The organism is Anabaena sp. 90, assembly GCF_000312705.1.
Taxonomy (GTDB): Bacteria; Cyanobacteriota; Cyanobacteriia; order Cyanobacteriales; family Nostocaceae; genus Dolichospermum; species Dolichospermum lemmermannii.
In genome coordinates, this window is record NC_019427.1 from 1,264,125 (window position 1) to 1,276,643 (window position 12,519).

Genomic DNA, 12,519 nt, shown 5'->3' on the forward strand with positions numbered 1-12,519 from the left:
TCATGCTCCCTGATTTTCCAACTTTAAAAAATGCACCATTCCCGACCTGTCACCCGCAATAATTTTTAACCCATCTGGCGCAACCGCACAAGAATAAAAGTCACTATCACCAATAAAAGTAGCTATTTCCTCCCCTGTCTCTAAATTCCACACCTTCACAGTATTGTCATTTGAACCAGAAATCACCCGTGTTCCGTCTGCTGTCACTGCTACTGCTTGTACCCAACCACTATGACCTGAGAGAGTGAACTGTTCCTCCCCAGTCTCTAAATTCCACACCTTCACAGTATTGTCATTTGAACCAGAAATCACCCGTGTTCCGTCTGCTGTCACTGCTACTGCTAGTACCCAACCACTATGACCTGAGAGAGTGAACTGTTCCTCCCCAGTCTCTAAATTCCACACCTTCACAGTATTGTCATTTGAACCAGAAATCACCCGTGTTCCGTCTGCTGTCACTGCTACTGCTTGTACCCAACCACTATGACCTGAGAGAGTGAACTGTTCCTCCCCAGTCTCTAAATTCCACACCTTCACAGTATTGTCATTTGAACCAGAAATCACCCGTGTTCCGTCTGCTGTCACTGCTACTGCTCGTACCGAACCACCATGACCTGTGAGGGTGAACTGTTCCTCCCCTGTCTCTAAATTCCACACCTTCACAGTTTTGTCATCAGAACCAGAAATCACCCGTTTTCCGTCTGCTGTCACTGCTAGTACCAAACCACTATGACCTGAGAGAGTGAACTGTTCCTCCCCTGTCTCTAAATTCCACACCTTCACAGTATTGTCATTTGAACCAGAAATCACCCGTGTTCCGTCTGCTGTCACTGCTACTGCTTGTACCCAACCACTATGACCTGAGAGAGTGAACTGTTCCTCCCCTGTCTCTAAATTCCACACCTTCACAGTTTTGTCATCAGAACCAGAAATCACCCGTGTTCCGTCTGCTGTCACTGCTACTGCTAGTACCCAACCACTATGACCTGAGAGAGTGAACTGTTCCTCCCCAGTCTCTAAATTCCACACCTTCACAGTATTGTCATTTGAACCAGAAATCACCCGTGTTCCGTCTGCTGTCACTGCTACTGCTTGTACCCAACCACTATGACCTGAGAGAGTGAACTGTTCCTCCCCAGTCTCTAAATTCCACACCTTCACAGTATTGTCATTTGAACCAGAAATCACCCGTGTTCCGTCTGCTGTCACTGCTACTGCTAGTACCCAACCACTATGACCTGAGAGAGTGAACTGTTCCTCCCCAGTCTCTAAATTCCACACCTTCACAGTATTGTCATTTGAACCAGAAATCACCCGTGTTCCGTCTGCTGTCACTGCTACTGCTTGTACCCAACCACTATGACCTGAGAGAGTGAACTGTTCCTCCCCAGTCTCTAAATTCCACACCTTCACAGTATTGTCATTTGAACCAGAAATCACCCGTGTTCCGTCTGCTGTCACTGCTACTGCTTGTACCCAACCACTATGACCTGAGAGAGTGAACTGTTCCTCCCCAGTCTCTAAATTCCACACCTTCACAGTTTTGTCATCAGAACCAGAAATCACCCGTTTTCCGTCTGCTGTCACTGCTACTGCTCGTACCGAACCACCATGACCTGTGAGGATGCGGAGTAACCTTCCTCCTGCTGGGGTGAGACTGGGGGTGAGGGGACGCAACCAAGGGTGGGGGTGAGTTTGTTGTGCTTGGGTTAATAGGGTTTGAATTTCTGGGGTGTTAATGGTTTGTAACCTTCCCCATAATTGACTCAGTAATTGTTGTTGATCTTGGGTGACAATATGTGCAGACAGTCGCAAAGCACTTTGAATATATTTTAAGGTTTTGCTTTGGTCTGGGTAGGTTGCGGTTTGGGTAGCATCTAATAAATCATAATCTTCAATTAATGCTTGGATACCAAATTCAGGATGATTGATTTTGTTAGATATGAATTGATAATCTGTCAGGATTTGGAAATATTTGGTTAAGTTTTCAGGATTACCAGAGTTAACAAAGTGATAAGGCTTTCTTAAATAAATATGAAGATCCCATTTATCCATGATTATTTTCTATGTTTTCGTAATAGGTAATAATTTTTTGATTTACTTCCTGAAGAAGTTGTTTGCGTTTTTCTGGATTCAGTTCTTTTTTCGGTTTCAAAAAATTTAAAAAGCTGGCATGATAGATGCTATAACAGTCATATCCATCTTCAGGCTGTTTTCTCAAATATTCAATCCATTCATCTAAAATTTTCTGTACATCAAATTCATCTTTTTCTGTGATAGCAGCAATTTTATTACAGGGTATCGGTTTCGCAAATTCAACTAAAATATAGAGGATAATGACTTTCATTTTTTGAGCTTTATCATCCATATTCATCCGTTCCCAATGAGTTTGGTAATAATCCTGTAAACCTTGGGGTAATTGGTTTAAATTCAAATCATTATATTTACCCTCTGCTATAGCTGGTAAAACATAGCGCAGGTACATAAAATTATTTTCGCTCTTGGCTGCTAACTGCTGCACAAAAGCGTCGGGACTGATATTTTTGTTTTCTATCCAAGTTTGTAATCCGGCTTGGTGTTCTGGATCATTGTTTAAACAGAAGCGAATATACTCTTGAATATCATGCTGATTTTCTTTCTCATATTTACTATCAGTTAAATCTAAAGATTCTTTTTTCAATCCTTCAGTATAGAGTCGTTCTTGAGTTGGTTCATAACGTCGTCTAGTCAAGAAGAAATAAACATGATCTGGTAGAGTTTTTGGTAAATATAAAATATTTTCTCCTCCTGGATCTTGCTTGACTTCATCCAGTGCATCAACGACAATGATTAATTTTTCATTGGGACTAAGTTTTGCGGTAGCTTCGGTAAGTAATGTTGATAAATCAGCATTTTCAACATTTGTTAATTCATAGCGGTTAATCAGTTGTTGACGAATGCTTTCCAGAAATAATTCAGGACTATTACGATTTTCTTGTAAGTTGTTGAAATAACAAATTGTTTTATGTTCAAAAACGTATTTTGCAGCGATGGTACTTTTGCCCATTCCCGCATCACCAATAACTGTAAAATAGCCTTTTTTATTGTCGTTGATGAAGTTTTCAAAGGCATCAAATACAAATTTGCGACCGCAGAATAATTTGATTTTTTCGGTGATTAGTGATTGAAATTCTGGTGGATATGTAAATGAATCTGTGTTTTTGTTTTGATTACGAAGTAATTCGTCTAACTTTTGACTGATTTCCTCAATTTTTTGAATACTGTATGATTCTAATGGCTTACCACTTTTTTTTACTAATTCTATAAAAATATCTTTAAATTTCTCTAACTCTTGATTCCAGTCAATATTTAATTCTTGTATTTTCTGTCGTAGAGTATTCCAATCTTGTTCTTCCCACACAACACAAGCATCTATTTCTCCTTTAACAATTTCATAATTTTGTGTGTGAAAACTCTTGTCGAAAGCTTTTTTAATTACATCTTTTAGAAAAAGTTCTGCTAGTATGTCTGAGTCATTCCATTGATCTTCAGTTTTAGATTGGTCATATTTAATAACAGCACAAGCATAAATAATATCAAAATTCTGTTGTGGATGTTCTGTTTGATCAAAGTTAAAATCCTTTAACATCCTGATAATAGCAGGATTGCTTCTAATCTTATTAACAGCAATAGGAGCAGCAGCGCCAAAAATACGAGCAATTGCGGTCACAAAAGGTTGACTAGGGTTAAAGTTCATACTATTTCTTTAATCTATATTCAACTAGACATGATTATACTTTATCATCCTGTAAACATTACCCTTTATTTTTAAACATTTATTAAGTATTTATCAAGATCCTTCATGCAAAATTGGTAAGGGTTTAGCATTGCTAAACCCCTACGACAACACAATATTTTTTATCTCGTATATCTCGTTCCCAGGTCTCTGACTGGGAATGAATAAGATAAGGCTCTGCCTTCAATGAGATAAGATGGAGGCAGAGCCTCATCAACTGCATTCCTAGTCAGAGACTAGGAACGAGATAAAGATTTATTATTTTCAGTTATTATTTGGTATATACCCTATAGAATTATGTGTTCCCCGCACTGTTATGGAAAATCAACTGGGATTTTTGCTGAAGCTGCTATTATTTTCGACTTTGCTATCAGTATTAATTAAATATGCTTGTCCGTTTTTAGGGATTCCAGCAACGGTGACAAATGTGCTGATTATGATTTTATCACCAACTATAATTATGGCCACTGTTCTCCTGTGGCGAATACCAAGACAAAAGCAAAATTAATCAAAAAAATATAGGTAATGTTGCTAAAATCAGCTAATCTAACTGCATTGTCATCAAAAAGCATTTTACCAAGCTGGGAGTCTTGCTTGTGAATCTTGGTCAATGGATAGGCTTAATTGCTTTAGTTATATCTTTATATATATTGTGGCAACTTAGGGACGTTCTGCTACTAATATTTGCTGCTGTTGTTTTAGCGACGACTTTAAATCGTCTCGCGCGACGCTTTCAAAGTTTAGGAATAAAACGAGGATTATCAGTTTTATTAGCTGTAGGGATTTTCTTTGCGGGTGTTGTCTGTTTTTTCTGGTTAATTGTCCCACCTTTTGTCCAGCAATTTCATGAACTTACTTATCGAGTTCCCCAAGGATTTGGGCGTTTTAATAGTTGGATTGATGTCCAAAGAACTCATATTCCTGCACAATTATTACCTTATATACCGGATCTGAATAGTTTAATTGAACAAGCTCAACCACTATTTAATCGCCTATTAGGTAATTCTTTTGCTTTTGTTTCTGGATCTTTAGAAGTTGTTCTCAAAATTTTATTAGTCCTGGTGTTAACAGGAATGTTTTTAGTTAATCCTGATGCTTATCAAAAAGTATTTGTTCGCATATTTCCCTCTTTTTATCGGCGACGGGTGGTGGGAATTGTAGAACAGTGCGAAGTTTCTTTAGAGGGATGGGTGACTGGTGCTTCTATTGGTGTTTTTGTAGTTGGGTTGATGAGTTTGGTGGGTTTATCAATTTTAAGGGTGAAGGCTGCATTGGCTTTGGGTGTGTTAGCCGGATTTATGAATTTAATTCCTAATTTGGGTCCGACTATGAGTGTAGTACCGGCAATGGCGATCGCTCTTTTAGATAATCCCTGGAAAGCTGTTGCTGTTTTTGTTCTCTACTTTTTTATTCAACAGGCTGAGAGCAATTTTATCACACCTGTAGTTATGGCACATCAAGTATCTTTACTACCAGCAGTTACTTTAATTTCTCAGTTATTTTTTGTGACATTTTTTGGATTTTTAGGATTATTTTTAGCACTTCCTTTAACGGTTGTTGTCAGAATTTGGGTGCAAGAAATATTGGTTAAAGACGTGTTAGATAAATGGGGTAATTATGCAGAAGATAATACCGAATTAGTGATAGTGGAGAAGTATTCAGATATCAATGATGAAGTGGAATAGTTTAGGAGGGTACTTTTGTATAAATAAATTCATAAATACAGTTACTTCTGATCAGATTTTCAATTTTTGAATATTTTATACTTATTAAAAGTATAAATAAAATTATAATTGTAGTATTATAAACTTCATTTTTTCTCAGAAATAGCTTAAAAAACACCCTCTAAGGAATGATTTATTTTTTAATTTTAATTTCATCTATATTTGTGCTGTTAATTACGACATCAATTATTTTTCAGATATAAAATGTGTTTCTACGCAATTTGTAGGCACATACAGCGGTTTCCGCTCTTATGAGGTACAAAGTTGAATCATGAAACTCTTGTAGTGCGGGCATCTTGCCCGCTAGATATGTACCTCATAACACCGGGAAGTGCTGTATATTTTTAATGATTGTGTAGCTACCGTTTCAAAAGTAACTCTCAAAAGTATTTTTTACCATTTTAGGTATTGATAATGACTTACAACTCAGAGGAAATGCAGCAGATTCTTGAAGTAGCTTTTAGACGAAAGCAACAGGGAGAATATACAAGAGAACAAATTATAGAAATAGCCTCAGAATTAGGTGTTTCTTCAGAGTCGCTACAAGCTGCGGAACAAGAATGGTTAAAAAATAATATAGAAGTGAAACAAGAGCAAATGTCTAATAGTCAACAACGGAAAGGATTCAAATCACACCTATTTGCTTTTCTGGCAATTAATGGTTTTTTGGTGCTGTTAAATCTGGTGGTAAGTCCTGGATATTTTTGGGCAATTTATCCCATATTAGGATGGGGATTAGGTTTATTATTGCATGGAATCAAGGTTTATATCAGTAATACCTAAAAGAGATCCCCGAATTCTTGAAGAATTCGGGGATCTTATCCCCTTTTAATTTAAGATTTACTACAGCGTCTTTTTGGGCTTGATAATTACTCAACTATATTCACTATTTCAGAATTAGCTAATGTTGGTGCGGTGAAAATTTGCGAATACAAATTTGTAGGTTGTTGACGAGCAACAATTGGTAAGACTTGACGAGCATGAGCCGCAACTTCCACTGTTTTCACATCATAAGCTTGTGTGATCATCTTAGGATAAAAACCAATACCAATGATGGGAATTAACAAGCAAGCGGTGATAAACAATTCACGAGGCTTAATATCAAGAACTACAGCATCTAAATGTAGGTCTTGATGTTGATTACCGTAGAAAACTTGACGCAACATGGAAAGTAAATAAATGGGTGTCAAAATCACGCCAACTGCTGATAGAAAGATGACTACAATTTTGAAGCTGGAACTGTAAACATCGCTAGTAGCAAAACCTAAGAACACCATCAATTCACCGACAAAACCACTCATACCGGGTAAAGCCAGAGAAGCCATTGAACCTATAGTAAAGAGAGCGAAAGTTCTGGGCATTACTTTAGCTATACCGCCCATTTTATCCATTACTAAGGTGTGGGTACGTTCGTAAGTTACACCAGAAAGGAAGAATAAACTAGCAGCAATTAAACCGTGAGAAACCATTTGTAATACAGCACCGCTAATCCCGATTTCTGTATAAGATGCAATGCCAATTAACACAAACCCCATGTGGGCAATTGAAGAGTAGGCCAAACGGCGTTTGAGATTGGTTTGAGCAAAGGCACAACAAGCGCCGTAAACAATATTAACTACACCTAAAATCGCTAAAACTGGCGCAAAGGCAACATGAGCATCAGTTAACATTTCTACGTTGAAGCGAATTAGGGCATAACCACCCATCTTTAACAAGACACCGGCTAAAATCATTGAACCGGGTGCAGATGCTTCACCATGAGCATCAGGCAACCATGTATGTAACGGGAAAATTGGTAGTTTGACACCGTAAGCGATTAAGAAACCTGCATATAGTGCTAGTTCTAAAGCTTTGGGATATTCTTTCATTCCCAATTCGGTCATGTTGAAGGTGAAGTTATCACCATAGAAAGCCATTGCAAAACCAGCTACCAGTATAAATATAGAGGCTGCGGCGGTATAGATAATAAATTTGGTAGCTGCATAACGGCGGTTTGCGCCTCCCCAGATGGCAATTAGCAAGTAAACGGGTACTAACTCTACTTCCCACATCAAGAAGAACATTAACAAGTCCTGGGAGAGGAATACACCTAACTGAGCGCTGTACATAATCAACATCAACGCATAAAATAAACGCGGCTTGGTGGTTACTTTCCAAGCCGCGAATACTGCGAGTGTGTTAATGAAGCCCGTTAGAAGTATCAGGGGCATTGATAAACCATCAATGCCTAGCGACCAGTTCAAGCCAAGTTGGGGTATCCAAGGATAGCTTTCTGTCATTTGCAGGGCTGAACTTTGAAAGTCGTAACTCTGCCACAGGGCAAAAGTCATGAATGCAAAGTCTAATAGTGCCACTCCCAAGCCGTACCAGCGGACGGTTTTACCCTCTTTATCGGGAATGATGGGAATTGCGAGGGCTGCCACTAAAGGCAGGAAGATTATGGCTGATAACCAAGGAATTTCTATGGCATTCATCACTGTTGACAATATGTTTTTGGTTTTGCTTTTGTTTACATTATATTAAGGAATCGTTACGTCTGTAAACGATTTCTTATGAAGATTTCCAATTTGGAGGACAGATAGTCATAAATACTTACTAAATTATGCCGCGAGTCCATTCTAAATGTAAATTTTTGCAACGTCAACAAAAAAACAGCGACTAATATCGCTGTCTTTAGTTATAGTGAACAGCTTGAGGATAAATTAAATTTTTATCAAAGTTATCTCTGTTTCTTAGACAATACGGTTGACAATCATCCACACTTCTCCATCTGATCTTACGAAAGGGACAGAAATGGTCTTAAAGCCTGTAATGAAAGGTTTGTAGTAAACTTGCCAATACATGGGACTAAGTTCATCAGCACAGGTTTTGAGGAGTTTAATTTCCTTTGCTAGTTCCCAAGCTAGTTCATTAACTCGTTCAGCATGAATTTGAGCAATTTTTTTGGCTTCTTCTAGCTGTTCTTGCTGTTGGGATATGCGAATAGACATAGGTAAATATCTATTGAGATGGGCTTTCTTTTGTTGTATTTGCTTTTCTAGGTAATATAAGGCATCGTCTATGCCTTTAAGTTCGGCGGACAATTGAACGTTTTCCCTAGCTTGACGACGGTAAGCTTCCACTATGGCTAGGGGTGAATCATTTTCCGGCGTTACATGATGATTAGTCAGTGCAGCGCGTTCTTGTTGGAGTGCTTGAATTTGAGATTTCAGTGCTGCTATTTCTGACTGGATTTTTTCCATATCCATATATATATGATGATTGGGGGTAAGTGAAAAAGCTGTTACTTCTTCTGGGCGATCGCTTGACAATCAAAATAGTCACGGCAAGAACAGCACTCTGCTTGCAGCAGTGCTACGCGATCGCATTAAGTTGTTGGCTGAATTTGTTTGTTAGCTTTTGATATTTCTTGCTTCTCAATTTCATGTAACTTTTTGCCGGAAGAATCCATTCCTTCAATCCGTTTGCACTACGCCCCATTATTACATTTGCTGCTGCTGATGGGCTACTAAACAACCAATCGGATTTAAAAACAAGTTTGTCATCTACTTGAACAATAATTTCATTCTTGATAAGTTCATTCCTTAGTTTGTCAAGTCCTCTTTCACGATAAGACTCTACCGTTTCAGTCGCAATCTCAGAGTTACGAAAAACAACAAATCCATCTGATGTTCTTTTACCTTTTGCGTTAGCACCACTAGCTGCATTTATGTATAGGTTCTCATCATCATTGTTATTGACTGGCTCTTGCTTTATAAGAGGATCAAAAACTTTAAAGCCCATCGTATTTATGAGAATTTTGATATACTCAATAAACTCTTCCATTTCTGCTTTGTCAGATTCAGAAATAGAACTTTTTGTTGGAGTATTGCTGTTTTGTACATCATATCTAGATGCCATATTCGCCATTTCAAACAATCTGGACTCCAGGTATTTTATATGTGCTTTATTAAGGTTATCATCCTTACTAATAAATACGACTGCTTCATTCCAAAATTCTTTTTTTGATACATGGTCAACAAGTCTAGAATAAGCATTTTCAGCCTCACCAATGTATACTTTAGCCTTATCAGTCAATGTCTCAGGTTTTCCAAACAATAAGTAAACTGTAGTGCTTCTAAGGTCTTCTCTGTCAGAGCAATCTTTTACTTTGCCTCTAGGAATTCTGTAAGCTTTTCCTGTCCAATTAGATAGTTCACAGGCTATTCTTCCATCTGGATCTGAATCCATCAAGAAAAGTTTTATTGTTTTTCCATATTTACTTGTATACATAAGATTTACTCGAAAAAGCTAAACAGTTGAATTAAGCGATAAGCGATTCTTACGAAGTGCTGGCACTATTGCATCTAATAATATCACGGTTTTATCCGCTCTAATGATATTTTATACATTAATTACTTGTCAATTAGTTGTGTGTGACAATCGCTTCACACTCCATAGACATCACACAAACAATGACTTAATCAATTAGGTAAATAATGAATATCAAGAACTTCCTCCAAAGAATAAGGACATTCTGCGGGAAAATTTACAGTAAAACCTGTTTTTTCTTGAACATAACCCAAAGCGTCCTCATAAATAGTTGTAAAAATAGAATTCAAATAATTATATAAATTAGATGTTAATCTATCTTTTAACTGTACTCGAAAACTTCTAATTTCTGAACGCCAATAATTTTTATTTCTGTCATATTCTTGTGTCCAAAACTGCAATAATAAAAGATGTCTAATTACTTGTTCTAGTAGGCTTTTAACTTGATGCTTATCTCTTTTTGCCAATGATTCCAACTCCTCAATTAAATTTTCTAAATCTAACTCATCAAAACGACTTTGTTTTAATAATTTAATAGTTTCTAATAACCATAAATGGTCATCTATTTCATAGATCTGCTGCAAATTAGTAATAACTGTCATAACTTCACCTTTTGTTATTTATAAATTACACATACAATCAATATATATTGTAAGGTGCATCGGACTCGATAATTTAATGTTAATCAACAAAATGAAATGTTTAAAGTAGGGGAACACTTCTGTTCCCTTCCCATGACTTAAGTCACACTACGTTATCACCGATACGTTCTCAACTCAAATAGGATTGCTATAGATGTTTGGTGTTGCTGCATTTGTAATTATCTATTACAAAATAACCGCCCCTTGCCGATCCAGGGTAAGCGATCGCACAACTGAGTTCAGACCCATTGCAGTCCAGGCATTTGCCATTGCTGTTTCTACGGATTTGGCATAACTTATATCTACTAAAGCCAAAAGTGTGGGGCCTGCACCACTAATTACCATGCCATAAGCACCAGCAGCCACAGCAGCCGCATTCACAGTATCATAACCAGGAATTAAAGCTTGGCGATAAGGTTGATGTAATTTATCTTGCAAGGCGGCTATTAACCATTCTTCTCGATTAGTTGCTAAACCGCGCAACAATAAACCCAAATGAGAAATATTGAAAATTGCATCAGCACGACTGACTTCTGTGGGGACAACTTTTCGCGCTTCTGAGGTTGATAACTCAAAATCAGGAATTGCTACGACTGCAACTATATCTCGATGCCAGAGAATATCACAAATTTCCCAACCTTTTTTGCTGGTAGCAGCCAGACGACAACCACCTAATAACGCTGGTACTACATTATCAGGATGTCCTTCCATGGCGATCGCTAATTCCATCATCTGTAACTCAGACAACGGTGAACCAGCCAACTCATTGGCAGCAACTAACCCCCCGACAATAGCAGTCGCAGAACTACCCAAACCTCGCGCTAAAGGTACACCCAAGTTAATTTCTATTTTCACCGCTGGTGGTGTTTTTTCTATATATTGGTATAATTTGACAAACGCCTGATATAAAAGATTACTCTCATCAGTTTGTACCTTTGCGGCTTCCGAACCAGAAACTTGAATAATTAACTCACCTGCATCAACAATAGTAAACTTAAATTCGTTATACAGCTTTAAAGCTGCACCTATACAATCAAACCCTGGACCCAAATTCGCCGTCGTCGCGGGAACTTTAACAGTAATGCTAGAAACTACAGACATTGAAGTTAATTTAAAATTCCAATATGAACTACCCCATTTTACTTCCTTATACCAAATTAAGATATGGAATAAGATATCAAGAATTATTAAACGCAGATGAACGCAAATAAACGCAGATAAATTCGGATGAATTGATGGATTGGATGATTCTGTGCAGCTTCACATAAAAATCACAATAACCTAAAGTCTTTGTCTAATTTTCATAAAAGCCGCACCCGTCACTAAAGCCGCAAATTGTCCCCAATAACTCACACTAGAGAAGGAACTACCACCCGTCATATTTAAACTCCCTATGCCATAAAATGACTGCTGGATAAACCACCAAAATAAATATAAAATAGCTGGAACTTCCACAGGGATATACAAAACCAATAAAGTCAAAACCGAATATATTTTTGCCTGGGGAAACTTGATCAGATATGCACCTAAAATAGATGCAATAGCTCCATTAGCACCGATAATTGGTATTGTTAAATCGGAGGATAAAATAATTTGGACTATACCAGAAAAAAAGCCAGCAGTTAAATAAAGTAGTAAATATTGTTTATGTCCTAAAATACTTTCCACCGTTTTTCCAAATACCCACAGAAACAGCATATTTCCTAAGATTTGGCTAAAACTGCCATGGAGAAACAGGGATACAGGTAAAGAAAGTAGCCGCCAAAATACAATTACCCAAGCCGCAGAATTGTAAAAAAAAGCGTTAGCAATCGAGATATTTATTTGAGATGGAATAATTCCCCAATTATTAATTAGATTTCCTAATTCATTACTCCACTCTAATTTTATTTCCCAGAGAAATATGACTACATTAATGCCAATCAACCAATAATTAATAATAGGCTTTTGCCAACTGCGAATATTATCATCTATAGGAATCATCTTAATTTTAACATTTGAATTACTAATTTTTAACTACTAATTAATATTTTTTTCCATCTCCTCATTTTTGTGTGGCAAGATTATC

General features: G+C 37.4%; 11 protein-coding genes. 3 read left to right on the forward strand and 8 right to left on the reverse strand.

What is annotated here, in order from left to right; translation table 11 throughout:
• Entirely contained in the window at positions 1-2,055 is a 2,055-nt protein-coding gene (locus ANA_RS05550; RefSeq protein ID WP_015079075.1) for a WD40 repeat domain-containing protein, read from the reverse strand.
• Complete coding sequence (locus ANA_RS27400; RefSeq protein WP_015079076.1) at positions 2,048-3,736, reverse strand: hypothetical protein; 1,689 nt, start codon at positions 3,734-3,736, stop codon at positions 2,048-2,050. Before ANA_RS27400 ends, ANA_RS05550 begins: the two co-directional genes overlap by 8 nt.
• Positions 3,737-4,091: 355 nt before the next feature.
• Between ANA_RS27400 and ANA_RS24185 the strand changes: the two genes are divergently transcribed.
• The 3 genes from ANA_RS24185 to ANA_RS05565 all read left to right on the forward strand — a co-directional run bounded on the left by ANA_RS24185 (position 4,092) and on the right by ANA_RS05565 (position 6,282).
• Positions 4,092-4,283, forward strand: coding sequence for a hypothetical protein (locus ANA_RS24185; RefSeq protein WP_083881432.1), 192 nt, complete (start codon positions 4,092-4,094; stop codon positions 4,281-4,283).
• 88 nt (positions 4,284-4,371) lie between these two features.
• Positions 4,372-5,460, forward strand: coding sequence for an AI-2E family transporter (locus ANA_RS05560; protein ID WP_015079077.1), 1,089 nt, complete (start codon positions 4,372-4,374; stop codon positions 5,458-5,460).
• Positions 5,461-5,913: 453 nt separating this feature from the next.
• Positions 5,914-6,282, forward strand: a complete 369-nt coding sequence (locus tag ANA_RS05565; RefSeq protein ID WP_015079078.1) for a 2TM domain-containing protein — start codon at positions 5,914-5,916, stop codon at positions 6,280-6,282.
• 86 nt (positions 6,283-6,368) lie between these two features.
• Here ANA_RS05565 and ANA_RS05570 read toward each other — a convergent pair whose 3' ends face one another.
• The 6 genes from ANA_RS05570 to ANA_RS05595 all read right to left on the reverse strand — a co-directional run bounded on the left by ANA_RS05570 (position 6,369) and on the right by ANA_RS05595 (position 12,434).
• A complete protein-coding gene (locus tag ANA_RS05570) occupies positions 6,369-7,973 on the reverse strand; it encodes an NAD(P)H-quinone oxidoreductase subunit 4 (protein ID WP_015079079.1) in 1,605 nt (534 codons plus the stop codon).
• Between the two features lie 258 nt (positions 7,974-8,231).
• Positions 8,232-8,741: a hypothetical protein gene (locus ANA_RS05575; RefSeq protein WP_041458267.1), complete on the reverse strand. Its 510-nt coding sequence runs from the start codon at positions 8,739-8,741 to the stop codon at positions 8,232-8,234.
• 112 nt (positions 8,742-8,853) lie between these two features.
• The gene (locus tag ANA_RS05580) at positions 8,854-9,771 is read right to left on the reverse strand and encodes a GIY-YIG nuclease family protein (protein ID WP_015079081.1); all 918 of its coding nucleotides are present in this window, start codon (positions 9,769-9,771) and stop codon (positions 8,854-8,856) included.
• 191 nt (positions 9,772-9,962) lie between these two features.
• A complete protein-coding gene (locus ANA_RS05585) occupies positions 9,963-10,412 on the reverse strand; it encodes a DUF29 domain-containing protein (RefSeq protein WP_015079082.1) in 450 nt (149 codons plus the stop codon).
• A gap of 225 nt (positions 10,413-10,637) precedes the next feature.
• On the reverse strand, positions 10,638-11,552 hold the full coding sequence (gene thrB, locus ANA_RS05590; RefSeq protein ID WP_015079083.1) for a homoserine kinase: 915 nt from the start codon (positions 11,550-11,552) through the stop codon (positions 10,638-10,640).
• A gap of 180 nt (positions 11,553-11,732) precedes the next feature.
• Entirely contained in the window at positions 11,733-12,434 is a 702-nt protein-coding gene (locus ANA_RS05595; RefSeq protein ID WP_015079084.1) for a rhomboid family intramembrane serine protease, read from the reverse strand.
• Between the last annotated feature and the right edge of the window lie 85 nt (positions 12,435-12,519).

Excerpts from the sequence above, each read along its gene's own strand:
- ANA_RS05550 (WP_015079075.1), bottom strand. The coding sequence starts at position 2,055 with ATGGATAAATGGGATCTTCATATTTATTTAAGAAAGCCTTATCACTTT.
- ANA_RS27400 (WP_015079076.1), bottom strand. The coding sequence starts at position 3,736 with ATGAACTTTAACCCTAGTCAACCTTTTGTGACCGCAATTGCTCGTATT.
- ANA_RS24185 (WP_083881432.1), top strand. The coding sequence starts at position 4,092 with ATGGAAAATCAACTGGGATTTTTGCTGAAGCTGCTATTATTTTCGACT.
- ANA_RS05565 (WP_015079078.1), top strand. The coding sequence starts at position 5,914 with ATGACTTACAACTCAGAGGAAATGCAGCAGATTCTTGAAGTAGCTTTT.
- ANA_RS05570 (WP_015079079.1), bottom strand. The coding sequence starts at position 7,973 with ATGAATGCCATAGAAATTCCTTGGTTATCAGCCATAATCTTCCTGCCT.
- ANA_RS05575 (WP_041458267.1), bottom strand. The coding sequence starts at position 8,741 with ATGGAAAAAATCCAGTCAGAAATAGCAGCACTGAAATCTCAAATTCAA.
- ANA_RS05580 (WP_015079081.1), bottom strand. The coding sequence starts at position 9,771 with ATGTATACAAGTAAATATGGAAAAACAATAAAACTTTTCTTGATGGAT.
- ANA_RS05585 (WP_015079082.1), bottom strand. The coding sequence starts at position 10,412 with ATGACAGTTATTACTAATTTGCAGCAGATCTATGAAATAGATGACCAT.
- thrB (WP_015079083.1), bottom strand. The coding sequence starts at position 11,552 with ATGTCTGTAGTTTCTAGCATTACTGTTAAAGTTCCCGCGACGACGGCG.
- ANA_RS05595 (WP_015079084.1), bottom strand. The coding sequence starts at position 12,434 with ATGATTCCTATAGATGATAATATTCGCAGTTGGCAAAAGCCTATTATT.